Here is a 23,332-nt window from a genome sequence, read left to right on the forward strand (position 1 = left end):
AGCCGTAGCGCAGGGTCAACAAACTCGAGGCTTGGCGGCGATCAGCGCCGCGGGTTCAAGGTGCGCCAGCGATGAAGCTAGCAGGCGTTCGCGATGTAGGAAAATGGGTAGGGCAGTGCCGCCTGAGTCCACGCACTTCCAATCCACCATCTTAGCGCCCGAACCGGGTTCGAGCTTGCATTTGGGTTCGGTCGAGAAGTGAAGAAGCTGCACCCCGGATCAAGTCCGGGGTGCAAAACCGTTTCGGTTTGTCGCCTACCTAGTCAGCTTCTTGTATGCCAACCTTGTAGGCCGATCCGCTGCATCGCCCAGACGGCGCCGCTTGTCTTCTTCATACGCCTCAAAGTTCCCCTCAAACCACTCGACGTGGCTATTGCCCTCAAACGCCAGAATGTGCGTGGCCAGACGGTCGAGGAAGAAGCGGTCGTGCGAGATTACCACGGCGCAGCCGGCGAAGTTTTCGATTGCGTCTTCAAGCGCGCCCAAAGTCTCCACATCGAGGTCGTTGGTCGGCTCGTCCAGCAGCAGTACGTTGCCGCCCTGCTTAAGCATTTTCGCCATGTGCACGCGGTTGCGCTCACCGCCGGACAGTTTGCCGACGTTCTTCTGCTGGTCTGCGCCTTTGAAGTTGAACGCGCCCACGTAAGCGCGGGTAGAAGTGTCGTGGCCGTTCACCTGCATGTAGTCGAGGCCGTCGGAGATTTCTTCCCAGACGTTATTCGTCGGGGTCAGGTCATCGCGTGACTGGTCGACATAGCCAAGGTGCACAGTGTCGCCGATTTCGATTGAACCGCTGTCGGGGGTTTCCTGCCCTGTAATCATGCGGAACAGGGTCGATTTACCCGCACCGTTGGGGCCGATCACGCCGACAATGCCGCCCGGCGGCAGCATGAAGGAGAGGTTTTCGAACAGAAGCTTGTCGCCGTAAGCTTTCGAGATGTTCTTCGCCTCGATCACCTTGCCGCCAAGGCGCTCTGGCACCTGAATGACGATCTGGGCCTTGCCCGGAGCGCGGTTGCCCTGCGCTTCCTGCAATTGTTCAAACTTGCGAATACGCGCCTTCGATTTGGTCTGGCGCGCAGCAGGGGTCTGCCTGATCCATTCCAGTTCGCGTGCGAGCGCCTTCTGCTTGCCCGATTCCTCGCGGCTTTCCTGCTCCATCCGCTTGGCCTTCTTCTCGAGATAGGTCGAGTAGTTGCCTTCGTATGGGTAGTAAGTGCCCCGGTCGAGTTCGAGGATCCATTCTACAACATTATCAAGGAAGTAGCGGTCGTGGGTGATCATCAGCACGGCGCCGGCATATTCCTTGAGGTGGTTCTCAAGCCACTCGACACTTTCAGCATCGAGGTGGTTGGTAGGCTCGTCCAGAAGCAGGATCGAAGGTTTCTGGATCAGCAGGCGGGTAAGCGCCACGCGGCGTTTCTCACCACCGGACAGGTTTTCCACCGACGCATCGGATGGCGGGCAGCGCAGCGCCTCCATCGCGATTTCGAGCTGGTTGTCGAGCGTCCAGCCGTCGACCGCGTCGATCTTGCCCTGAAGGTCGGCCATTTCCTCACCCAGAGCGTCGAAATCGGCATCGGGTTCAGCCATCTGCGCAGACACGGCGTTGAAACGCTCAACCAGATCGGCGGTTTCGCGCGCGCCGTCTTTCACGTTTTCAAGAACGGTCTTGCTCGGATCAAGCTCGGGCTCTTGTGGCAGATAGCCGACGGTGATGTTTTCACCCGGCCACGCTTCGCCGGAGAAATCCTGGTCGATGCCGGCCATGATTTTCATCAGGGTCGATTTACCCGCACCATTGGGCCCGACGATGCCGATCTTTGCGCCTTGGTAAAATTGCAGGTTGATGTCCGAGAGCACCGGTTTTTGAGCGCCGGGAAAGCTCTTTGTCATGCCTTTCATTACGAAAGCGTATTGCGCAGCCATGGGGCAGGTCCTTTGGGTCGAAAATTCTTGAGATATCGCTTGGCGCCCCAAATAGGCGCGGACACGCGTGGGGGCAAGCGTGCATGTCGGCCGTTTCCGGCGCAAAATTGACTGAAACCAAAAGAAATCTGCAAAGGCTGCGCTTTGAGGGCTGCCCCTAAAGGCGGCATTAACCTTATTGGACTAGCGCAAGGTCCACCGGGAGTATCCACCTAAATGCAAACACAAATTCTTGGATTGCTGACACCGCTTGTCGGGCTGCTGTTTGCGGCAACCTTTGTCCTGTTCTGGAAAATGGGCAATTTGCGGCGTCACGTCCTTGGTTTTGCTATCGGCTACATATTCTTTTCAGCCGGTTATCTGGTGACCCACTTCCTCCCGCCGGATGCCTTCTATCTGTTCCACACAACGCAGCTGCTTTACTCACTTGCGGTGATCGCGATGGTGGCGTCGATTTGCGAAAGGGTCGGGCAAAGCATCAATATCCCGCTTCTGTTCGGGATTTATGCGGTAAGTGCGTTGGTGCTCACTCTTGCGGTTTCGTTGACCGGTGATGTGGCGCCGCGCTTGATCATCGTGAACACCGGTTATGGCGCGATGTATATCGTGTGCCTCGCGACATTGTTGATGGCTCCGCGGCGCGGGCTGGCGGATTTGGCCATCATCATCGTGGTTGCGATCGGGGCGGCAGATTTTCTAGTAAGGCCAAACCTCACCTTGATGTATCAGAGCATCATCCCAGAAGAAGCCTATCGCGATTCCTTCTACTATTCGGTCATCGGCCTTGTGCTGGGCGTGAAAACGGTGCTCGGCGCGATGGTCCTGATCGGTGCGACGATCGAGGAATGGACCACGTCTTTCCGCGAAAGCAGCGAGGCGGACCCGCTTACCGGGCTGCAGAACCGAGCCGCATTTGAAACAGACATGCGCACCCTTATCCCCAAGGCGCAGGGCGAGGGCCGGCCGTTGAGCCTCGTGGTGGCCGACATCGACCACTTCAAACAGGTCAACGATATCTGGGGGCATCAGGCCGGCGACAAGGCGATTTCGAGCTTTGGCCGCCTCATCAGCGAAATGGTGCGCAGCTGCGACAGCGCGGGCCGCGTGGGGGGCGAGGAGTTCTGTATCGCCGTCTATAACTGCCCCAACGAGCCCGCCGAACGCCTGGCAGAGCGTATCCGCCAATCCTTTGCGCAGCTCGCCCATGAGGGGTTGAGCAATGACATTCGCCTGACGGCAAGCTTTGGCGTTGCCTCGGCAAACGACGGTGAAACCTACGAGCAGCTGTTCGCGCGCGCGGACGAGGCGCTTTACAAGGCAAAGTCGAATGGTCGAAACCGCGTCGAGAATGCCGAGCGTACGAGCCTTGCCGATCATTCATCGGCTGCGCCAAACTCGCCAGGTCCAGATCCACAGCCTGAGCTTCCGCGCACCGCGCAAATGGACTGATACTCCCGGACGTTTCGGCCAGTGCGCCGGCCGCTAAAACCCCTAGGGCGTGACCCGGCGTAGGGCAGCGGTGAGTGTATCGGCATCGAACGGCTTCACAATCCAGCCGCTCGCGCCTGCGTCCCTGGCGAGCGCTTTCTTGTCCGCCGCGCTGTCGGTCGACAGCACGAGGATAGGCCGGTCACCATGAAGCGCGGTTTCGCGCAGTTTCCTGATCAGGCCAAATCCATCGAGGCGCGGCATGTTGATATCGGTCAGCACCACATCGACTTCATTGGTCGCCAGCCACTCCAGCGCCTGCTGGCCGTCTTCGGCCTGTTCGACATCAAAGCCGCTTTCGGTAAGCGCCGCGCGCAGGAGGGCTCGCATGCTGGCACTGTCATCGACGGTCAGAACGCGCACTTTCGATGCGTGTTCGGTTTGCAAATGTGGCTGAACGGACTGCATGGGCGGCTCCTTTCAACCTGCAATAATCTGGCACTACCAATGTCTGCTTGCGAGGCGCCCAATGGTTTTTCCCTAATGGAGGCGCAAGGGAGCACAAGGCTTGCGCATCTCGATGATGCAAAGCTCTATCGCCAAAGGCCCCGTATGGCCTTGGCAGGTTCCCACCTTCGGGGTTTTGCCAACAGGGAATGGTTCAGACCTTGCCGATGCCCAAGGTCGCAACGCAGGCAATCCAGAAGGACTGAACTAGAACGACTGGCCTAAAACGACTGGCCCAAAACGACTGGCCTAGAACGACTGGCCGATCCGCAAATTGAACAGGGGGCTGTCGCTATCGCTGTCCGAACGCTCGCCGGTCAGCGGGACCGCCATTTCAACGCCGAGGTTCATATCGCGCGTGACCTTGAGACGGAGCCCGCCGCCAGCCGAGGCAAGCGAGCCGCTGCCAAAGCCATCTTCAAGGTTTGTGACCGTCCCGCCATCTGCAAACAGATACGCCTGGGCCCGTGGCAGCCAGAAGCCTTCGCCGCGCCAATCGTAGCGCAGTTCGCCAAAGCCCATGATGCCGGTATCGCCTGACCTTTCGTTAAAGTCATAGCCCCGAAGGAAGCTGGTGCCGCCAATGCCGATATCCTCGGTCACGAGCACTGGCGCGGATGCCACTTGCCCGCGCGCGCCCAAGGCGACGCTTACGGATTTGGCGATCGGGCGCTGCCATGCAAACCAGCCATACAGGCTCGAGAAGCGTGCAGAGGCATCGCTGCGCGAGGCGAGCGGATCGCCCGGATCGGTCGCGGAAAGGATGTCGAGCCCGCGCGAGGCCATGACCCGCCCACGGAACCAGCCCCCGGCCAGCCGACCGCGCGAATAGATGCCGGCGCGAACGGCGGGGACACGGTCATGCCTTACAAGGTCGCCAAAGCGTTCCTGTTTAAGGTCCGTGACTTCAAATTCGCCGATTACCCACACGCTCAGATCGCGCGAGCGTTTGAGCGCATATTGCGCGGTCACGCCCGCTCGCCAGAATTCGCCGTCAATTTCCCGGTCGGACAAAAAGTCGCCGGGCGCAGTGGAGGAATAGGACAGGTGCGTCCCCAGTTCGAGCCCGCTTGCATCGACCGCAATCTTGTAGCTGCCGCGAACGAATTGTAGCTCGCCGGGCTGCAAGGGAGTGGTGCCGACGGTCAGTGTGACCTCGTCGCCGGAATTCAGAAGGCCGTTGAAATCTGCCTTGATGCGGGCGCGTATGGGCCCCACGGTTTTTGAGCCGTTATTGGTCACTTCGGCATAGGCTGATGCGCGGTCGCGCCGTGTCTTGACGACGAGAACGCCGCGCCCGCCTTCTTTTTCATACCGCGAGCCGAGGATGCGCACTCCGGGAATGTCATCAGCAAGCAAAAGCTGGGTTTCGAGCTTGTCTTTTGTCAGCGGCGCGCCCGAAGCCAAGGGTGAAAGCTGGCGGGCGATGGCGGCATCTTGTGCCCCTTCAAGCCGCACTTCATCAATCCGGCCTTCATCAAGCTTGACCCGCAATACCCCCAGATCGAGCCGTTGTTCAGGAACGCTGGCGGTTGCAAAAATCAGCCCGTTTGCCTGTGCCCGAACCGCAATCCGTGTCGCAAGCGTGGCAAGGTCTTGCTTGGAAAGAGGCTGGCTTGTGTATTCTTCGATAAGGTCGATGAATTCGCTGTCGGGTAAGGTTTCATTGCCGACAATGATGATTGATCCGACAGTGATCGAACCGGCAGAAGCCGGGGTCGACGGCGCGCCCAATGTTTTTTGAGCGAGGGTCTGCGGCTGCGGCTCGTCATACCCCATATGCCCGGCCGGATCACTCTCCATGCCGCGTGCACCTGTTTGTTCAAGGGTGTCTTGCGCAGCGCCTTGCGCGCTGACCAGCGCCAGAGACAGCGCCAGAGACAGGGCGCAACTAACGCGCACCAAACATTGGATAGATTTCTTAATAGCCACGAACGCCGCCTTAAGCGTGCAGTCCCTAAAAAAGGGTCAAGGAAACACTCAATAAAGCGATCAAAAAATCAAAATATTAATCATACCCGCTTAGGGTTTGGCGATGTTAGCTGTTCTAAAGGCAGGCTCATTAGGAGACTTTGATGATTAGTGCATCGCGCAAACTGCTGCCTTTGACGCTCTTGTTGTCGAGCACCAGCGCCTTCGCCCAATCCTCACCATGGATCGTGAGCGAGGTGCGCGGCACAGTGACGGTGCGCAGCGATTCGGGTGAACGGCAGGTTGCGCGCGGTGCGCGCGTATCGGCTGGCCAACAGGTGGTGACGTCCGGCAATGGCAATGCCACCCTGGTGCGCGGCAAGGAATTTGTGACGGTCAGGCCGAACTCGCGCATTACAATCGCGCCTGAACAGCGCGAGCGCAGCGTCATTCAGATCATTCAGGATTACGGCAGCGCGCTATTCAATATCGGCAAACAGAAAGACCCGCACTTCGGGGTCGACACGCCGTATATGGCCGCTGTGGTGAAGGGCACGCGCTTCTCGATCACGGTATCCGAAGCGGGCGCGTCCATGCAGGTGACCGAAGGCGCGGTCGAAGCATCCACGCTTGACGGCGGGGCCAGCGATCTGGTCGTGCCGGGCGAAGTGGCGATGATCGGCGCTGACGACATGTTCACGTTGAGCATCGAGGGCGATTTGTCACGCCAGGTGGTGTCGCCCAAGGGCGCAGTGACCACGCAAATTTCTTCGCCCCAAACGCTCGCGGCACAGCCGTCACCGGCACAGGCGGCAACTCCTGTGGTCCTCGCAAACGCGGTGACGCCTGAAACGCAAGCGCCAGAGCCGCAGGTCATTGACGTTGCCGTAGGCAGCGCAAGCACCGATCTGGGCAAACTCACCGGTGGAATCGTGCAGGGCGAAGTCGGCAATGAGATCGCCACCGAGGTCGAGGACACCCTCGACGATCGCAGCGAAGAAGACGACACGACTGACAATTCCGGCAACAATTCCGGCAGCAACTCTGGCGGCGGTTCCGATGGCCAAGGGGCCAGTGGCGACGCTGGCGATAATGCCGATGGCGGTTCGAACGATGACACGGGCGACGGGTCCGGTGATGAGGGCCCCAGCGATGAGGGCGGCAACGATGAGGGCGGCAACGATGACGGGGCCGACGATGGCGACAGCAACGACACTAACGATGACAGCGTTGATGATGCTGGCACCGATAATGATGTCGACGGTGAAGAAGTCACAGATGATGATGATGCGGACGACGGCGAAGAAGTTGCGGACGACAACGACAACGACGACGACGATGACTCGGGCGACGACGACGACAGCGCTGGCGAGGCGAGCGACGACGATTTGGTCTATGCAGAAGATCAGGAGAACGGCAGCTGCGCAGGCGTTCCGAACTGTTCTGGCGGCGAACGGCCAGACGATGATCTTCCCGACGATGACGATGCCAGCGATGATGATGACGGTAATCGCGGTCATGGCGACGATGACGACGGGTTTGATGATGACAATCCCGGCAACGGCAACGGCAACGGCAACGGGAACGGCAACGGCAATGGTCTTGGCTTAGGTCTTGGACTGGGTCTCGGCGACGACGATGACGACGCCGACGGTGACGCGGACGAAGATGACAATGACAATCCCGGCAACGGCCTTGGACTGGGTCTGGGCGTTGGCATCGGCGGTGATGACGATGATAACAACGACGACGATGACTCGGACGATGACGACGATAACAATCCCGGCAACGGCCTTGGACTAGGTCTGGGCGTTGGCATCGGCGGTGATGACGACGATGACAACGACGACGATGAGTCGGACGATGACGGCGACGACAATCCCGGCAACGGCGTTGGACTGGGTCTGGGCCTTGGCATCGGTGGTGACGACGACGACTTCGACGACGATGATGACGATACCGATGAGGACGACGGCAATGGCAACGGCAACGGCGTCGCTCCCGGTAATGCTGGTCAGCAGCTCGCCGAGCTTGAGGAAATCACGGCCATGGACGATGCCATGGGTGATGACGATACGGGCGACGACGACATGGAGGACGACACCTTCGAACCCGGGCAGGGCAGCCGCCTGAGAGACTTTGTCGGTCGCCTTGTCGATGCCTATCAGGAATTCAGGGAAAGCCGCGAAGAAAGCGGTGGTTTCGGCGATGATGATGATGACGATGACTATGACGACGATTGATCGTCTTTCATGCTCATGCGTCTGAGCGAGACCTGAGGGTTCTTTCCCATGCGCATGACGATACCCGCAGCAGCCAGGCACTGGGCCATTGTGCTCGTGAGCCTTGTCGTGTGCGTGGTGCTTGCGCAAACCGATGGCGTGCGGCTTCTTTCGCATGAACAGCGGGCCGCCATCGCCCAGCTGTCACCCAAGAAAGCCTCCGGTGATCTTCATATCGTCGAAGTCGACGCCGAAAGCCTTGCTCAAACCGAGAAATGGCCATGGCCGCGCGATCATCATGCGCGACTGGTCCGGCAACTCGATGCAGCAGGCGCGCGCTCCATCGTCTTTGATATCGATTTTTCAGCGCACTCGACCCCGGATGGCGATGCGGCCTTTGCGAAAGCTTTGGCCGAGGTGGAAACCGCCTCTGTCGCATTGCCTACCTTTGGCCAGCGATCCTCCGAAAATTCGGACCGCAATATCGATGCCCTGCCGATCCCCGCGCTTCGCGAACACGTAAGCCTTGCGACTGTCTCGGTGCTGCCGGACAAGGATGCGCGCGTGCGACGCATGGTGTACGGCACGCTTACCGATGGAACCCCGCGCCCCTCTCTGTCGGCGCAGATCGCCGGGGTCAGCGGTTCTGTCGGCGAAGAATTCGCGATTGATTACAGCATCGATCCAGCCTCCATCCCGCGGCACAGCTTTGTCGATATCGAGCGGGGGCAATTCGATCCCGCCGCATTGCAGGGCCGCGATGTGCTGGTCGGGGCGACCGCGATTGAACTGGGTGATCGTTATGGCGCGCCCGTCCACGGGGTCATTCCCGGGGTCACGATCCAGGCGCTTGCCGCCGAAACCCTGATGGCAGGTGCCATGCAGGAGGTGGCATGGTGGCCGCTTTTGATAGTGGGCGTGATCGCCGCTTTCTACCTCGTCCGGTCGCGCAGCTATATTCAGGTCGCATGGCGAAGTCTTGGCGCCATCGCGGTGCTGATCATCCTTGATGCCTTTTCCTATCACTTCGGGCGCACCTTGCTGAATGTCGTGCCGGCCGGGCTGATGATCGTGTCAGCCGCGGTGCTCCAGACTGCTTGGCTCATTCGTGAAAAACGTCTTGAGGAAGCGCTGGTGGACGGGGAAACGGGCCTTCCCAACGCGCTCGCCTTTGGTCAGGGCACGCATGACGATGTGCAGTTCACCATGGCAGCCTACGTCAAGGACTTCGATTCCATCCGCGCTGTCGTGGGGCAGGGGGCGCTCGGCGCCTTTATCGAGCGTCTGATCGACAGCGCCGCCTCCGTTCACCCCATCGGACAGGTTTACCGCGCCGACACCCGCATCATCGCATGGACTCATGAAGGCGACTATCAGGAACTTATCGAGGCGTGCGAAAAGATCGGCGTTGCGCTTCAAAAGCCGTTGAATGTGGCAGGGCAAAGGATCGACGCGCGCGTTTCCTTCGGACTGGCGTCAGGCGCGGACCTCGATGCGGCCAGCCGTGCGGCAAGCCATGCGGCGGTTGAGGGGCGCTTGTGGCACGCGCACGAAGACGCAGAGGCCGCAATCATCGCACAGCGCGTGTCGCTTATGGGCGAGCTCGAAGAGGCTATTGATGAACGGCAGGTGAGCCTTGTCTATCAGCCCAAGCTGAACCTCAAAACCAATCGTATCGAAAGCGTCGAGGCGCTGATGCGGTGGGAGCATCCAGTGCACGGTTTCATGCGCCCGGACCTGTTTATTCCTCTTGCCGAAGAAACTGGCCGGATTGACCGGCTGACCATGTTCGCGATCGAAAGCGCAATCCTGCAATTGCGCGACTGGCGTCAAAAGAACATCGACATTTCGGTCGCTGTGAACATTTCGGCCAATCTTATCAGCTCGGAACGCTTCGTAGCGGCAACCGAATATCTTCTGGCCGAAATGCGCGTGCCCCATGAACGTCTTATTTTCGAGATCACCGAATCGGCGGCCATGTCAGACCCTGATCTTGCCGCCGCGAACCTCGAACGCATTCGCAAGCTCGGGGTGCTGATCTCGATCGACGATTATGGCACCGGTCAATCCACGCTCAGCTATCTGCAGAAGCTCCCGCTAAAAGAGCTCAAGATCGACCGCGCCTTCGTTCAGCACGCGCATGAAAACCGCAGCGATGGCCTGATGGTGCGCTCGACCATCGAGCTTGCCCACTCGCTCGGCCTTCGCGTGGTATGCGAGGGCATCGAGGATCAGGCGTGCCTTGATTTCCTTCGCGAGAATGGCTGCGACTATGCGCAAGGCTACTTCATCTCGCGGCCTCTGCAAGCCGGCGAACTCACGCCGCAGCTGCCAACGCAAACAGGCGCAACCGCCTCGGCGGCCTAAACATCTCTATCAAGAATTTTCTCTGAAAAGTGATGAAATGGTCGGGGAGAGAGGATTCGAACCTCCGACCCCCTGTACCCAAAACAGGTGCGCTACCTGGCTGCGCCACTCCCCGACATTTCATCCGCGTTACGCCAGAGCAGATCTGGCCCGCTTGTTTAGCCCTTTGCAACCGACCGGCTCAAAAATGGTGGGCCCGGCAGGATTCGAACCCGCGACCTAGCCGTTATGAGCGGCCAGCTCTAACCACTGAGCTACAGGCCCTAAAGGGTTCTTCTAGCCGAACTCAAAGCTAAACTGGAAGGGCCCTCTACAAGTCATTTTTCAAAACCACAAGCGTATTTCCGAAGGAAATTTGCATCCCTTGCAATTGCGCCGAAAAACTAGCGTTTCGCGGCCTCCCAGACATCCTTCACACAGGCCGATTGCACGCCCTTTTGCGCAAGCCGGGCGTAAATCTGTCCGAACCAGTCGTAAAGCGCCTCCACATCGCTCTGGGAGCGGGTGTAGGGCGTGAGGCCCGGCATCAAGGACGGGCTGTGAAACGACAGCACGATGCACGGCAATCCCTGTTCTATCGCAAGGTCGAGCCCGCGTAACGCTTCGGTTGCTGTCACACCTTCGGGCGTCAATGCGATTCGTTCCAGCATGCGCAGCCTTGAAAGCGCGCTCAAAAGCTTTGGCAGTTGTCCGCCCGCCTGCTGCAAGGATGCGCCCATATGCCGCAATGCGCCCCAGTGAAGCACGGTCATCGGCAATTCGAGCAGGTCGCGGCTTTGATCGACCCAATAAGGCAAGGTGGGGTGCGCCGAATAATCAGGACCGCCTTGCGCGCTGTAATCGAACAGGGGGCGCACCGATGTGTCGAGCTTTATTCCGCCGGCCTTGAGAATGTCTGCGGTATGCGGGCCAAGGCCATAGCGTCCCGCGCGGTAAATCTCGGGCGATTTGCCGAATGCGCGCTCGATTGCATCGCGCAACGCATTGAACTTGGCCGCTTCGACCTCGCGCGGCAGATTGCCGGCGAACGAATTGATAACGCTCAATTCCTCGTCAAAGGGCGGGTTTACCCACGGATGCAATTGCACTCCGACATCGGCCGTGCCGCGCAAAACCGCATCGCCGATAATCTCGACCGCGCCTGCGTCATTGGCGATAGGCCAATCAACAAGATACACAGGATGCGCGCCAACTTTCTCGCAGAAAGCCTGAAATCTGGCGATGGCGGGAACATGGGTCAATCCGTGGCGGTCGCGGGTGAAAGGTTTGTTCCAGTCGAACTCTTCTTCCGTATCCACGGTAAGCAGAACGCGTTGCCCGAATTCGGCGGTAAAGCTTGCTTTGGCGTGATGGTCCGGCGGCCTGGTCATGGGGATGCCGGGCGCAGCTCCCTTACGCGCATGCGGCGCGTCGGTGCGCGCAGATTGGACCTTTGCCGGTGTCATGGCGCGGGGCATAGCATGAGAGTCTTTAGCGACCCCTTACCAACCCCCTTTTAAGCCGGGGCGCATAGGTGCGCGTGACCTACTTGGGTTCTTCGGCGGTGGTTTCGCTCATGCGGGCGTCGCCCAATGGCAGTGACAAGGTCAGCGCGCCCTCTTTGCGTGTAAGATCGCCTCCGCCAGAGCGCGCCTCTGCCCGCGCGAGCCTGAGTGCAAAGCCAGCGCCAAACAGGCCGGGATTGATCGCGGTGCTGATTGGCCGCGCGTCGGCTGCAAAAAGGTCATCTTCGCCAAGCAGCTGCATCGGAAGATCGCAGGTCAGCTGCACCATGCCGCCGCTTTTGCTCAGCTTGGCCTGCAAGGTTTCGCCTGCACCGCACCCGCCGCCAAGCGTTGCGAGCATCCGCCACATCAGGCTTTCCGCGCTGTCGCCATCGATTGCCGCGATCAGAGCAGTATCGCTTTCCTCGACCAGTTCAACGCCTGCCATTCTTGCGTCCAGCACCTGCGCAAGCTGACGAATGATACGCTTGGCAAGGCCTGATATGTCGCTTGCGCCCTGTTCCAATTCGATGACGCCGGTTTCAAGCTTGGCGAGGCGGTCAAGCTCCTCAAAACCGGAGAGAATACGTGCAGCGTCAGATGCGATAGCCGCGGCCAGAGCGCGGTATTCATGCGGGGCGGAGCCGAACAGTTGTTGCTGGATGACTTCGGAATACCCTTGAACGGCGGTCACGGGCGTGCGCAACTCGTGCAGCAATTGGCGGATGCGGTCGGCTTCTTGCTGGGCGGGGCTGGGCTCCGGGTCGGATGCCACCTCAAGCTTCCTGCGCATACGCCCGATATAGCCGGAAAAACCCCCGATTGCGCTAAATCGCGGCTGTGCATCGACCACCCAATCGCCCGCAATCATCGGGGCTCCATTGAGCGATAGGGGCGCAGCCTTGATGATCTGGCGCGCATAAAACGCGCGGGTCATGGCATCGGTTGTGCCGCCCGATTGAAGCCGGGAGCGCGCGATAAGGCGTGTGCCCACCACCATCGGCGCAACTTCGCTTTCCGCCCATTCGATCCGCCCGGCCGCATCGGCGGCAAAAGCAAAGCCGCGCACCACGCGCGCACCAGCCCGATCCTCTTCTCCAAGCGGCAGACGCGGCATGAGCGCATCGCCATCGCCGGGCGGTGTCTCGTCGGCTCTGGGCGCTTCATTTGCCTCTTCCCTGTTGCGCTTGAACTGCGCAATCCGGTCGACAAGTGCCGAGATTTCGCTGCGCCCCTCATTTTTCGGCGCGCCAGTGACATCCTTTGGCCGGGGAGGGGGCGTGTCCGCGTGGCTTTTGACCGGATCTTGCGCCTCGTCATCAAGTTCGAACACATCTTCCGGTTCGTCCGGCGTCTTCTCGCCAAGAGGCTCTTCGGCAATCTCCCTCAGTTCTTCCCTGGTAAATGGCCGAGGGGTGAAGGTGAGGGGGCTGGTATCGGGACCTGTTTCATTGTTGCCGTTATCGCGGCGCTGACCGCGATCCTGCGGGAAGAAAATCGGGCGCGAGGGGGCAGGGGTTTCGTCCTCGCCTGCGCCCTCTTCCTTGTCCGGACCGACAGAGGGAAGGCCATGCGAACCAATGTCGGGGCGGGAAAGGGAGGCGACCTTTTCATGGTCCGCGTCCCGCCCATTGATCGCGGCCTGATCTTGCACGCTGGCATGGCGCTGCGAGGTCGCTTCTGCAGGCTGTGCTTCGGGATGGGGAAGGCCGCGATCATGAACGCCCAGCCGTTCAAGCACCGCCTCAACATCTGCGCCCAAGTCCTTGCGCAGCCTCAAAAATCCGCGAGCCCTTACCGGCAGACGCGGGATGAGCGCGGTCCAGTCGTCGCTCGACAATTGCGCCCGTGAAAGTGCTGCAGATGCAACCTCTGGCTCAAAATCAGCGAGATGCGCCGCGAGCTCGGGATTGCGCAAACGCCAGCTTGGCTCTTCGATAAGGCGCGCTCTGTCGCGCGCTGGAATGTTCTGGGCAAGCTTGTCCATGCGCATCCATGCGGCCGCGACAAGGCTGGGATCGCGCGCCGCTTCGCGTGCGCCATTCGCCTGTGCGCCGAGAAGATCGAGCAACTGGCGATACTGAGTGCGGCGCAAAGCATCGCTTTGCGCGTTTTGTCTCAGGACCGTTGCAAGGCGATCATCGAAGAACATTCAGGCTCCAGAACCCCAAATTGCCCGGGTGGGCGAGGCGTTTGCACATCGGTCACGCTCGAATATTCGGCTGGCGCAAAACTCAAAGGACCGCATCGTGCGTCATAGCACTGAAGACAGGGTGCACCACGCCCGCTTTCGAGTGCGTTGCAAAGCGGGACAATTGCTGGCACATATAATATAATTAGGTTCACAAGCGAGTGGTCCGCTACAATCTTTCAGCAGAAAGATGCGTAGTTATTGCAAGTCGACCATTTGTGTTGATGCACAAATTGGGGCAAGTGATTGGGGGCTGGACACAAAACGCCCGCCACTGGGGAGTATAAGGGTATCATGGCGAACTTGGACGAGATTGATCGTCGTCTTTTGAGCGAGCTTCAGGCTGAAGGCCGCGTCACCAATGTGGAATTGGCCCAGCGCGTCGGTTTAACCGCGCCTCCGTGCCTGCGCCGTGTGCGCGGGCTGGAAGAAGACGGCGTAATTCGCGGCTATCATGCCGATCTGGACCCGTCCAAACTCGGCTTTGCCATCACCGTTTTTGCCATGGTGAGCCTCAAATCCCAGGCAGAGGCCGAACTTCGCGAGTTCGAAGACCACATGGCGGACCTTGCGGAGGTGCGTGAGTGTCATATGCTCAATGGCGAAATCGACTTCATTCTGAAGATCGTGAGCAAGGATTTGCAGAGTTTTCAGGAGTTTTTGACGAGCAAGCTGACGCCGGCGCCCAATGTCGCGAGCGTCAAGACCTCGCTCACCATCCGCACCGCCAAGCACGAGCCCGGAGTGCCGCTCTAGCCCCGCAGCGCACAGTCATCGAAACGAGGGAGGACCACACATGAGCGAACAAGAAAAATTGATCGCAAGGCCCTTGAAGGGGTCATGTCTTTGTGGCTCGGTTTCGATAACCATTGAGCAGGCGCACCGCGAAGTCGATGTGTGCCACTGCTCGATGTGCCAAACGTGGGGCGGCTCGATGTATGCAGGCGTTGAGGCCGAGAGTTTCTCGATCAAGGGCGAAGAGCATATTACGGCCTATCCCTCGAGCGACTGGGCCGAGCGTGCATTCTGCTCCAGATGCGGGAGCCACCTTTGGTACAAATTCGTTCCCACCGGCAATCGGACGTTTCTGGCAGGGATGTTTGATTTGCCGCAGGATATTGCGATCAAGCAGCAGATCTTCATCGACGAGAAGCCGCACTGGTATGACCTTGCGCAGGATAGCCCGAAGAAAACCGGAGCCGAGATCATCGCCGAGGCAGAAGCTGCAGGTTTTACCTTCGATTAGTGCAGCTTGAGCCTTGGCCGCACGATCCGGTTGACGCGGCCAATGACCATCAGGCCAAGCCCCTTGAACCACCCGTGGATGCCGATCAGGTGCATCCGGTATAGCGATGTGTAGATGAAGCGCGCCATGCGGCCTTCGACCGCCATCGCGCCTCCCACAAGGTTGCCCATGAGGTTTCCGAGCGTGGTAAAACGGCTGAGCGAAATGAGCGAGCCGTTGTCGTGATAGGTGAAAGTCTCAAGCTTTCGCCCGCGCTCTCTGCGACAGATATTATTGAACACCGTGTCCGCCATCTGGTGCGCGGCCTGGGCACGCGGAGGGATTTGCGGGCCGCCGTCTTCGGGCACGAAAGCGCAGCAGTCACCAAGGGCGAATATATCCTGATCGGTCACACTTTGCAGGGTAGGTTTGACCACGATCTGATTGCGCGGCGTGACTTCGAGGCCGAGCGTTGCCAGAAAATCTGCGCCCTTGACGCCGGCGGCCCAGACCATGAGATCCGCCTCGATCTCCTCGCCATCGGCGGTCACCAGCGCGTTATCGGTGGCCTTGATCACTTGAACCCCCTCGCGCACTTTCACACCGAGCGCCTGAAGCTCACCGCGTGCCGAGTTCGACAGGCGTTCGGGAAGCGCAGGGAGAATACGCTGCCCCGCCTCAAGCAGGGTTACATCAAGGCGGCTTTCATCAAAGACTTCGAGGCCATAGTGTTTGAGGCCTGCCGCCGCGTTATAGAGTTCCGCAGCCAGTTCCACACCCGTTGCACCGCCTCCAACGATCGCGACTTTCACCCGTTCGTCGGCCTTGGGATCGGACAGCATCGCGCGGCTTACGCGCAGGCAATGGTTCAAAAGTCTCGTCCGGAACCGGTCGGCCTGCTTACGGCTGTCGAGATAGAGGCAATGCTCCTTGACGCCGGGCACACCGAAATCGTTTGATACCGAACCAAGGGCGAGCACCAGCATATCGTAGCGGATCGTATGCGCGCCGATCACCTCTTTGCCCTTGTCATCGACCACAGGGGCCAGCCGGATGGTGCGCTTCTTCCGGTCGATGCTCTCAAGCGATCCTTGAAAGAAGCGATACCCCCAGCGCGCACAGTGGCTGCGGTAACCGACCTCGTCGAGATTGGCGTCGAGCGAGCCTGCCGCAACCTCGTGCAAAAGAGGTTTCCAGATGTGCGAAAGGTTCTGATCCACAAGGATAATGTCGTGATTGCGCCGCCCGAACTTGTCGCCAAGCTTGCGGACAAGCTCAAGGCCTCCTGCTCCACCACCAACGACGACAATCTGCGTCTTGCGCGCGCCGCGCCTGATGCGCGGATACGGGGGCGAGGGTTGGGCTTTGCGCTCGCGAGCGGTGATCTTCTGTTGGTCCATAAGGCGTTGCATCCATAACCATCCCCGATCCCGCAGGGGTAAAGGCCCGAGCAATCGGGTTCATCATGCAACGCGCAAAATCCGAATTTGTGCCCGAAGGCCAAACCGGGCGTGTCAGTTGTGATATTCTGGCGGGCAAAAGAAAGCCCGGCAGCAGCGCGGCCGGGCTTTCTTGAAAGCTAATATTGGGCGCAGTTTACGCCTTGCGCTCTGCCAGCCACTCTTCGAGCCATTTGATCGAATAATCGCCGTGGAGCACATCGGTCTGGCGCAGCAATTCCTGATGCAGCGCGATGTTTGTCTTGACGCCTTCGACCACCATTTCTTCCAAAGCGCGGCGCAGGCGCATGATGCACCCTTCGCGGTCGCGCCCATAAACGATGAGCTTCGCAATCATGGAATCGTAATGGGGCGGGATCGAATACCCTGCATAAAGGCCTGAATCGACACGCACATGCATACCACCAGCCGGATGGTAAGATGTGACTTTGCCCGGCGAGGGAGCGAAAGTGAACGCATCCTCGGCGTTGATACGACATTCGATCGCGTGACCGCGAAATTCGAGGTCCTCCTGAGTGACGCTCAATGGTTTGCCGGCTGCAATACGGATCTGTTCGCGCACCAGATCAACGCCCGTGATCGCTTCGGTCACGGGGTGTTCGACCTGAAGCCGGGTGTTCATTTCGATGAAGTAGAACTCACCATTTTCCCAGAGGAATTCGATGGTGCCGGCACCGCGATACGCCATGTCGCGCATCGCCTTTGAGCAGATTTCGCCCATGCGCATGCGCTCTTCGTGGTCGATGACGGGCGAGGGCGCTTCTTCCAGAACCTTCTGGTGGCGGCGTTGCAGCGAGCAATCGCGTTCGCCCAGATGTATGGCATTGCCATTGCCATCGCCGAACACCTGAAATTCGATGTGGCGCGGGTTGCCGAGATACTTCTCGATATAAACCGTGGCATCGCCGAAAGCCGCTTTCGCCTCGGAGCCCGCCTGCTTCATCAGCGTTTCAAGCTGGTCCTCGCTCTCGCACACCTTCATGCCGCGGCCACCGCCGCCAGAGGCCGCTTTGATGATGACCGGATAGCCAACCTCGGCGGCGATCTTCTTGCCCTCTTCAGGGTCCTCGATCGCGCCGTCAGAGCCCGGAACCAGGGGAAGCCCCAGGTCGCCAGCGGTTCTCTTCGCCTGCACCTTGTCGCCCATGGTGCGGATATGCTCGGGCTTGGGCCCGATCCACGCGATGTCGTGCGCTTCGACGATTTCGGCGAATTTGGCGTTTTCCGAAAGGAAGCCATAGCCCGGGTGGATCGCGTCGCAACCGGCCACTTCGGCAGCAGAGATGATCGCTGCGTGGTTGAGATAGCTTTCCGAGGCGGCGGGCGGCCCGATGCACACGGCATGGTCGGCCAATCGCACGTGCATCGCGTCAGCATCCGCAGTGGAGTGCACCGCAACGGTCTCAATGCCCATTTCATGCGCCGCGCGGTGAATACGCAGAGCGATTTCGCCGCGATTGGCGATAAGAATGCGAGTAATGCTCATAATTCAGATGCCCGCTTAACCGATCACGACAAGCGGTTGGTCAAATTCAACCGGCTGCGCGTTTTCGACGAGAATCTCTTTGATTGTGCCGGCCTTGTCCGCGGTGATGGGGTTCATCACCTTCATCGCCTCGACGATCAAAAGCGTATCGCCTTCGGATACGCTGTCGCCGACCTTGATGAAGTTTGGCGCGTTGGGGTCCGGAGCAAGATAGACGGTTCCCACCATCGGAGACTTGAGCGCGTCGACATTGGCTTGCGGTGCGGCGGCCGCTTCGGGAGCCGGAGCGGCGGCTGGCGCTGCGACGGGTGCAGGTGCCATGGCAGGGGCGGCTGCAACACTGGTCGCAATCCCGCCGCGCGCGACGCGGATCTTGCGGTCGTCGTCCTCGACCTCGATCTCGGTGAGACCCGTCTCGTTCAGGAGTTCAGCCAGTTCGCGAACCAGAGCGGTGTCGATGTTCATGCCGGATTTGGATCCGGCGCTTGGCTTCTTGGTAGCCATGCGTTCCCCTATGTTTAAAGTTATAATTGTGCCTATTCACGCCAAATGCGGCTGGCAAGTGGCAATGCGCGCAAACGTGCACGAAAATGTGGGTGGTCAGACCTCGCCCGACGCTACGGCTTGCAATGCAATGCTGTAGGATTGGGCGCCGTGTCCCTCGACCGTCTTGGCCGCTGCCATGCCCACATATGAAATATGCCGGAACGCCTCGCGCGTTTTGGGGTCCGACAAATGCACCTCTATCACGGGCGTTTTGATCGCCTTTATCGCATCAAGCAGCGCGATGGAGGTGTGGGTGAAGGCGGCCGCATTGAGCAGCACCGCGCGAGCGTTTTCGGCCTGCGCTTCGTGGAGCCAGTCGACCAGCATGCCTTCGTGATTGGTCTGGCGCATATCGATTGCAAGGCCATGTTCGCGACCCTCGTCCTCGAGCATCCCGGCGATTTCGTCGAGGGTGGTGTTACCGTAAATCTCGGGCTCGCGCAGGCCAAGCAGGTTCAGATTGGGCCCGTTCAGGACGTAAACAGTGTCGGTCATGGCGCGTGCGATAGCGGCTTATGTGTGCACCGCAAAGCGCCTTGAGCGGGAATACGGGCAAATTGACGTGAATCAATTTCTGGAGGGCACAGCTGCGCTATTCACGGCTCATAAGAGAGACAGGAGATGGTTCAGATGACCGACTATTTCGAATTTGCCACCAGGCTCAAGGCCCGCATGGGTGATCTACTCAAGCGGGCCGAGGTGATCGAGGATGATCTGCGCCACCCGCTCGAAGCCGATTCGAGCGAGCAGGCCGTCGACCTGGCCGATGACGAGACGCTCATCGGTGTCGATGATGTCCTGCGCGCTGAGATAACCCAGATCAAACAAGCGCTTGAGCGTATTGAACGCGGAACTTACGGCAGCTGTTCGAAATGCGGGGCCGATATTGGCCGCGAGCGCCTTCACGCGCGGCCGATTGCGACCCGCTGTATCAAGTGTGCGAGCGTTGGTTAGGCGCGGGTTGGGCGCGGGTTGGGCGCGGGGTGGGCTGGGCGCAGCCCTACTTGTCGACGCCTTTGACCTTGCCCCACTGACGCGCGGCGGTGTAGCCGAGATAGCCGGTGCCAAAGAGCGCATAAAGCGGCTCTGGTAGGCCGGAGAGGTAGGCGTTCATGCCGCTTGCGATGTTTGTCGCGGCGGAAGGGTTGAACGCGCTGAGCAGACCCATCGGCAAAGCCGTCAGGATCAGGACATACATCACGTAAAGAAAGCTTGGCCGCGCGCGGCTGGTCCAGGGGTCTTTGGAATTGGCTTCTGCGACAATGGCTTGCAGGCGCGCTTCGATCAGTTCCATTTCCTGCGACCCTTCAAGCTTGATGAGTTCAAGCTGGGCCTTGGCGCGGGCTTCCTTATCCGGAATGATTTTGTCGAGGATCTTCGTGATCGGGCCGATAAGCGAGGTAAGCAGTCCCATAAATGCGCACTCCTTGTTGCGAGTCGCGCTTTTGGTAACCAGAATGGTTCGTGTAGGAAAATCCTCTAACCAACGTGTGTCATTCGCCCGCTTCCGCTAGCAACCGTTGAGCGAGCGCAAGGTGGGGGCGGTCGATCATCGCGCCGTCAAGCTGAAGTGCGCCGGCTTCGGGGTTGGCCGCAAACGCATCGACAATAGCACGTGCGTGGGCAATTTCCTCGGCGCTCGGAGTGAATGCTGCGTTGATCGGGGCGACCTGGGCAGGGTGGATCGCCAGCATACCGCGGAACCCTTGTGCGCGAACGCGACGGGCGCGGGTTTCGAGCGCTTCAAGATCGCGAAATTCGGGTTGCACCGTCTCGAGCGGGATGACGCCCGCTTTGACCGCACCCAAAAGGCACAAAGAACGCGCCATTTCAAACACGTGGGTGTATTCACCATCGGGGCCGCGTTGCTGGCTCGCGCCGATTTCACTCGACAGGTCTTCGGCCCCCCAACTCATCGCCACCAAGCGCGGCGCGCCGTCATACGTGCCGGTGGTGAACATGGCAGCCGCCGTCTCTGTCACCAATGCGGCGACCTTGATTGAACCCACTGCGAGCCCCGCTGCCTGTTCGCGTTCGGTCAGCATCGCGTCGAGCGTTTCGACATCTTGCCCGCCCTCGGCCTTGGGAAGGAAAACGCCGCCAGGGCCAGCCGACACCACGGCGTCAAGATCGCCCTTGGTCCAATTGCCTGAAAGCGGGTTTACCCGCACCCACACGCGGGCCGGATCGGGGGTGGACCGGATGGCTTGAGCCACCATTTCTCGCGCCGCTTCCTTGCGCTCCGGAACCACTGAATCTTCAAGGTCCAAAAGGGCAATATCGGCATCGCTTGCAATGGCCTTGCCCATTTTCTTCTCGCTGTCGCCAGGGGCAAACAGCCAGCTGCGCATTTTGATCTGGTGTGCGTTATTCATGTCCGGTCCTCTCTTGCCCAGCGGGGTAGAGCGGTCAGAACGTTCCTTCAATCTCAAGCGTGAAGATTTGCCCGAAACGGCGATCACGATCCTCGACAAATTCGACCGCTCCTGATGCGCGGTCTTCGAAGACGGTGCGATCGAACTTGTTCGTACGATCAAGGATGTTGTTGATCGCAAGGCGCACTACAAGTCCCACTACATCCTTGTTTTCAACGTAATAGCCCGCAAATCCGAAGGTTTCACGGCGGCGTGCAATCTGGTCGAGGCGCACGTCCTCGGCGGTATCGTTCCAGAAGGCGGTTACGCCGTTTGCCCAGTTTGACGAGCCGAAATCGTGGCGGATTTCAAAGTCGATCTGCTCGGTTTCAAACCGTGAGAGGTTCCGGCTGAAGGCGAGCAACGGATCGCGCACCGAACTGGTTGCGAGCCGGAACCCAGCGTCAAACCGCGTTCCCTTCCAGCCCAGCGCGTCGGACAAGAGCGTGACATCGCCCTCAAATCCATAGCGGCTGGCCGACGAAATGTTGCCCGGTGCCTGCCCGCCGCCTTCGATCGGGATAAGATCGACAATATCGGAAACGTCTTCGTAAAACGGGCGCAGCGCCAGAGTGCCAAGGGCGCCAAGACCCAGATTGGCCTCCATCTCGAAGCGCCAGAGTTGTGGCGGGACCAATGCGATGTTTGAGACATTGGTGTTGTTTTCGTCGAGATCGACCGAAGCGATAAAATCAAAGAAATTGAGCTGCCCGACCACTCGCTCGATCCGGCCGGAAAGATTGACCGTATCGCCCGCTGCCCAATCGAGCGCGACAGACCCTTTGGGACGGTAAAATGTCCGGGTTTGGCCTACCGGACCGTCCTGCGAGATGCGCGAATATTCAGCGCCCAAGCTTGTCTGCAATTGAAGGTTGTCCGCAAGGGGGCGGCTGTATGTGACGGTCGCCTCGGCGCGGTCCTCTTCGACCCGGCTGTTTGCCCCGACAAGCGCCACCGGCTGCAAGATCCCTTCGCCGTCGCGCTCTTCCAGGGCAGCCTCGATGTCGAGGAAGTTCTTGACGCCCTCGACCGCGACAACAAGATCGCCGCCAAACGCGCCAAAGTTAAACTCGCCGCGCGCAATGGTTTCGCCTTCGTCAGCGTCGCGGGTGAACAAAATGCCTTGGGGCGCGCTGCCATCAGCAAATTCTGTAAGAACAGAAGAGGTTGTCGGGCTGTCTTCGTAGCGGTGATAGGCAATCAGTTTGAGCCGCCCGCCGGCCACGGGAAATTCGTAATCGGCACCCACTTCGAAATTGAACTCGTCCTCGGACCCGCGAAGGGTTCGGGTGCGGTCAACAGGATCGATAATGCCAGACCGCTCTGAAATCTCGCGTTCGCGAAAAATAAAACCGTTCACCGCTCCGGTGAGGTTCAAAACATTGCCGTTGTTGGCGATACGCGAATAGGAGCCTGAAACACCGATCGCATCCGTGGCAAAATTGGCTTTTTCCTCGCGTGTGTCGATCAGTGTTCCCGCACTGTCGAAAGCCAATTCAGGCCCTTCATCCCCGCGCCGGTTTGAATCGTTTTCAAAACTGAGGGTCCATTCGTCCTTTTTACCGCCGCCAGCGAAGGAGACTCGCCCTTCCAACAGGCGGGGCGGGGTCCCGCTTGTGCGGATTTGCGGTGCATATCGGAATGTCCCGGAGATGCCGCCGCTTCTGGCGGTGACGACATTCAGCACCTGCCCGCTAAGCCCGCCGATATCGAGGCTTGCGCCGTCAACCAGTTCGAGGCGCACGACCTCTTCGACCGGGATCCGGCCCAGGGCTTCAACCGGCCCATTTGATTTGCCCGAAATCCGGCGACCATTGATCAGGACATTGGTATCGGCAGCGCCAAGACCACGTGCGCCATCGCCTTCGCGGATCGAGAAACCCGGCACTTGGCGCGCCATGTCAGCGGCGCTGCGCGGCGCGAAACGGGCAAAGGCTTCCGGCGTGAAAATGGCTCTGGCATCGGTGTTGGGCGTGTCGCTTACGCCTTGGCCACCGGCTACATCGCTCGCTTCGGCGGGGATCGCATTGTCCTGCGCAAAGGCCGGCGCTGCACTCGCGGCCAGCGCTGCCGTGCTGGCGAGCAAGAGGGGACGTGCAATCGCCGCGAAGGAAGCTGTCGAATTCATGAAGGTTGCTTGCGTGGCCTTGCAATGAAATTAC

At 59.6% G+C, this 23,332-nt stretch carries 18 protein-coding genes and 2 tRNA genes; 6 read left to right on the plus strand and 14 right to left on the minus strand.

What is annotated here, in order from left to right:
• Positions 1–255 precede the first annotated feature (255 nt).
• Positions 256–1,929, minus strand: a complete 1,674-nt coding sequence (gene ettA, locus MWU38_RS13050; protein ID WP_247272246.1) for an energy-dependent translational throttle protein EttA — start codon at positions 1,927–1,929, stop codon at positions 256–258.
• 216 nt (positions 1,930–2,145) lie between these two features.
• Here ettA and MWU38_RS13055 point away from each other — a divergent pair, with 216 nt between their 5' ends.
• Entirely contained in the window at positions 2,146–3,378 is a 1,233-nt protein-coding gene (locus tag MWU38_RS13055; protein WP_247272247.1) for a GGDEF domain-containing protein, read from the plus strand.
• Positions 3,379–3,420: 42 nt separating this feature from the next.
• Here MWU38_RS13055 and MWU38_RS13060 read toward each other — a convergent pair whose 3' ends face one another.
• Positions 3,421–3,825 (minus strand): response regulator, encoded by a 405-nt coding sequence (locus MWU38_RS13060; protein WP_247272248.1) that lies wholly within the window; start codon positions 3,823–3,825, stop codon positions 3,421–3,423.
• Positions 3,826–4,113: 288 nt separating this feature from the next.
• Complete coding sequence (locus MWU38_RS13065) at positions 4,114–5,796, minus strand: ShlB/FhaC/HecB family hemolysin secretion/activation protein (RefSeq protein WP_247272249.1); 1,683 nt, start codon at positions 5,794–5,796, stop codon at positions 4,114–4,116.
• Between the two features lie 143 nt (positions 5,797–5,939).
• Between MWU38_RS13065 and MWU38_RS13070 the strand changes: the two genes are divergently transcribed.
• Positions 5,940–8,018 (plus strand): FecR domain-containing protein, encoded by a 2,079-nt coding sequence (locus MWU38_RS13070; protein ID WP_247272250.1) that lies wholly within the window; start codon positions 5,940–5,942, stop codon positions 8,016–8,018.
• A 48-nt stretch (positions 8,019–8,066) separates the two neighbouring features.
• Positions 8,067–10,364, plus strand: a complete 2,298-nt coding sequence (locus MWU38_RS13075; protein ID WP_247272251.1) for an EAL domain-containing protein — start codon at positions 8,067–8,069, stop codon at positions 10,362–10,364.
• A gap of 38 nt (positions 10,365–10,402) precedes the next feature.
• Here the strand turns inward: MWU38_RS13075 and MWU38_RS13080 are convergent.
• The 4 genes from MWU38_RS13080 to MWU38_RS13095 all read right to left on the minus strand — a co-directional run bounded on the left by MWU38_RS13080 (position 10,403) and on the right by MWU38_RS13095 (position 14,000).
• A tRNA-Pro gene (locus MWU38_RS13080) sits at positions 10,403–10,479 on the minus strand.
• Positions 10,480–10,552: 73 nt separating this feature from the next.
• Positions 10,553–10,628, minus strand: a tRNA-Ile gene (locus MWU38_RS13085).
• Between the two features lie 119 nt (positions 10,629–10,747).
• Positions 10,748–11,809 (minus strand): polysaccharide deacetylase family protein, encoded by a 1,062-nt coding sequence (locus MWU38_RS13090; protein ID WP_348646902.1) that lies wholly within the window; start codon positions 11,807–11,809, stop codon positions 10,748–10,750.
• 79 nt (positions 11,810–11,888) lie between these two features.
• A complete protein-coding gene (locus MWU38_RS13095; protein WP_247272252.1) occupies positions 11,889–14,000 on the minus strand; it encodes a histidine kinase dimerization/phospho-acceptor domain-containing protein in 2,112 nt (703 codons plus the stop codon).
• A gap of 333 nt (positions 14,001–14,333) precedes the next feature.
• Between MWU38_RS13095 and MWU38_RS13100 the strand changes: the two genes are divergently transcribed.
• Both MWU38_RS13100 and MWU38_RS13105 read left to right on the plus strand, forming a co-directional pair.
• The gene (locus tag MWU38_RS13100) at positions 14,334–14,795 is read left to right on the plus strand and encodes an Lrp/AsnC family transcriptional regulator (protein ID WP_247272253.1); all 462 of its coding nucleotides are present in this window, start codon (positions 14,334–14,336) and stop codon (positions 14,793–14,795) included.
• A gap of 40 nt (positions 14,796–14,835) precedes the next feature.
• Positions 14,836–15,285, plus strand: coding sequence for a GFA family protein (locus MWU38_RS13105; RefSeq protein WP_247272254.1), 450 nt, complete (start codon positions 14,836–14,838; stop codon positions 15,283–15,285).
• Here MWU38_RS13105 and MWU38_RS13110 read toward each other — a convergent pair.
• From MWU38_RS13110 to MWU38_RS13125, 4 genes are all read right to left on the minus strand, one after another.
• Positions 15,282–16,676, minus strand: coding sequence for an NAD(P)/FAD-dependent oxidoreductase (locus MWU38_RS13110; RefSeq protein WP_247272255.1), 1,395 nt, complete (start codon positions 16,674–16,676; stop codon positions 15,282–15,284). The two genes, MWU38_RS13105 and MWU38_RS13110, sit on opposite strands and share 4 nt — an antisense overlap.
• Before the next feature lie 184 nt (positions 16,677–16,860).
• Positions 16,861–18,210, minus strand: coding sequence for an acetyl-CoA carboxylase biotin carboxylase subunit (accC, locus tag MWU38_RS13115; RefSeq protein ID WP_247272256.1), 1,350 nt, complete (start codon positions 18,208–18,210; stop codon positions 16,861–16,863).
• Positions 18,211–18,225: 15 nt separating this feature from the next.
• Entirely contained in the window at positions 18,226–18,675 is a 450-nt protein-coding gene (gene accB, locus MWU38_RS13120; protein ID WP_247272594.1) for an acetyl-CoA carboxylase biotin carboxyl carrier protein, read from the minus strand.
• Positions 18,676–18,810: 135 nt separating this feature from the next.
• Positions 18,811–19,251, minus strand: coding sequence for a type II 3-dehydroquinate dehydratase (locus tag MWU38_RS13125; protein ID WP_247272257.1), 441 nt, complete (start codon positions 19,249–19,251; stop codon positions 18,811–18,813).
• 135 nt (positions 19,252–19,386) lie between these two features.
• Here MWU38_RS13125 and MWU38_RS13130 point away from each other — a divergent pair, with 135 nt between their 5' ends.
• The gene (locus MWU38_RS13130; protein ID WP_247272258.1) at positions 19,387–19,710 is read left to right on the plus strand and encodes a TraR/DksA family transcriptional regulator; all 324 of its coding nucleotides are present in this window, start codon (positions 19,387–19,389) and stop codon (positions 19,708–19,710) included.
• A 46-nt stretch (positions 19,711–19,756) separates the two neighbouring features.
• Here the strand turns inward: MWU38_RS13130 and MWU38_RS13135 are convergent, their stop codons facing one another.
• The 3 genes from MWU38_RS13135 to MWU38_RS13145 all read right to left on the minus strand — a co-directional run bounded on the left by MWU38_RS13135 (position 19,757) and on the right by MWU38_RS13145 (position 23,298).
• Positions 19,757–20,170: a holin family protein gene (locus MWU38_RS13135; RefSeq protein WP_247272259.1), complete on the minus strand. Its 414-nt coding sequence runs from the start codon at positions 20,168–20,170 to the stop codon at positions 19,757–19,759.
• A 79-nt stretch (positions 20,171–20,249) separates the two neighbouring features.
• The gene (locus MWU38_RS13140) at positions 20,250–21,131 is read right to left on the minus strand and encodes a CoA ester lyase (RefSeq protein ID WP_247272260.1); all 882 of its coding nucleotides are present in this window, start codon (positions 21,129–21,131) and stop codon (positions 20,250–20,252) included.
• A 34-nt stretch (positions 21,132–21,165) separates the two neighbouring features.
• On the minus strand, positions 21,166–23,298 hold the full coding sequence (locus MWU38_RS13145) for a TonB-dependent receptor plug domain-containing protein (RefSeq protein ID WP_247272261.1): 2,133 nt from the start codon (positions 23,296–23,298) through the stop codon (positions 21,166–21,168).
• Positions 23,299–23,332 lie beyond the last annotated feature (34 nt).

The organism is Qipengyuania sp. S6317L1 (assembly GCF_023015615.1).
In the GTDB taxonomy this organism is placed as follows: domain Bacteria; phylum Pseudomonadota; class Alphaproteobacteria; order Sphingomonadales; family Sphingomonadaceae; genus Erythrobacter.

What these genes read in the sequence shown, in the direction of transcription:
- MWU38_RS13055 (WP_247272247.1), top strand. Translation starts at nt 2,146, where the DNA reads ATGCAAACACAAATTCTTGGATTGCTGACACCGCTTGTCGGGCTGCTG.
- MWU38_RS13105 (WP_247272254.1), top strand. Translation starts at nt 14,836, where the DNA reads ATGAGCGAACAAGAAAAATTGATCGCAAGGCCCTTGAAGGGGTCATGT.
- accB (WP_247272594.1), bottom strand. Translation starts at nt 18,675, where the DNA reads ATGAACATCGACACCGCTCTGGTTCGCGAACTGGCTGAACTCCTGAAC.
- MWU38_RS13090 (WP_348646902.1), bottom strand. Translation starts at nt 11,809, where the DNA reads ATGACACCGGCAAAGGTCCAATCTGCGCGCACCGACGCGCCGCATGCG.
- MWU38_RS13130 (WP_247272258.1), top strand. Translation starts at nt 19,387, where the DNA reads ATGACCGACTATTTCGAATTTGCCACCAGGCTCAAGGCCCGCATGGGT.
- MWU38_RS13110 (WP_247272255.1), bottom strand. Translation starts at nt 16,676, where the DNA reads ATGCAACGCCTTATGGACCAACAGAAGATCACCGCTCGCGAGCGCAAA.
- MWU38_RS13135 (WP_247272259.1), bottom strand. Translation starts at nt 20,170, where the DNA reads ATGGGACTGCTTACCTCGCTTATCGGCCCGATCACGAAGATCCTCGAC.
- accC (WP_247272256.1), bottom strand. Translation starts at nt 18,210, where the DNA reads ATGAGCATTACTCGCATTCTTATCGCCAATCGCGGCGAAATCGCTCTG.
- MWU38_RS13070 (WP_247272250.1), top strand. Translation starts at nt 5,940, where the DNA reads ATGATTAGTGCATCGCGCAAACTGCTGCCTTTGACGCTCTTGTTGTCG.
- MWU38_RS13100 (WP_247272253.1), top strand. Translation starts at nt 14,334, where the DNA reads ATGGCGAACTTGGACGAGATTGATCGTCGTCTTTTGAGCGAGCTTCAG.
- MWU38_RS13125 (WP_247272257.1), bottom strand. Translation starts at nt 19,251, where the DNA reads ATGACCGACACTGTTTACGTCCTGAACGGGCCCAATCTGAACCTGCTT.
- MWU38_RS13095 (WP_247272252.1), bottom strand. Translation starts at nt 14,000, where the DNA reads ATGTTCTTCGATGATCGCCTTGCAACGGTCCTGAGACAAAACGCGCAA.
- MWU38_RS13075 (WP_247272251.1), top strand. Translation starts at nt 8,067, where the DNA reads ATGCGCATGACGATACCCGCAGCAGCCAGGCACTGGGCCATTGTGCTC.
- MWU38_RS13140 (WP_247272260.1), bottom strand. Translation starts at nt 21,131, where the DNA reads ATGAATAACGCACACCAGATCAAAATGCGCAGCTGGCTGTTTGCCCCT.
- MWU38_RS13060 (WP_247272248.1), bottom strand. Translation starts at nt 3,825, where the DNA reads ATGCAGTCCGTTCAGCCACATTTGCAAACCGAACACGCATCGAAAGTG.
- MWU38_RS13145 (WP_247272261.1), bottom strand. Translation starts at nt 23,298, where the DNA reads ATGAATTCGACAGCTTCCTTCGCGGCGATTGCACGTCCCCTCTTGCTC.
- ettA (WP_247272246.1), bottom strand. Translation starts at nt 1,929, where the DNA reads ATGGCTGCGCAATACGCTTTCGTAATGAAAGGCATGACAAAGAGCTTT.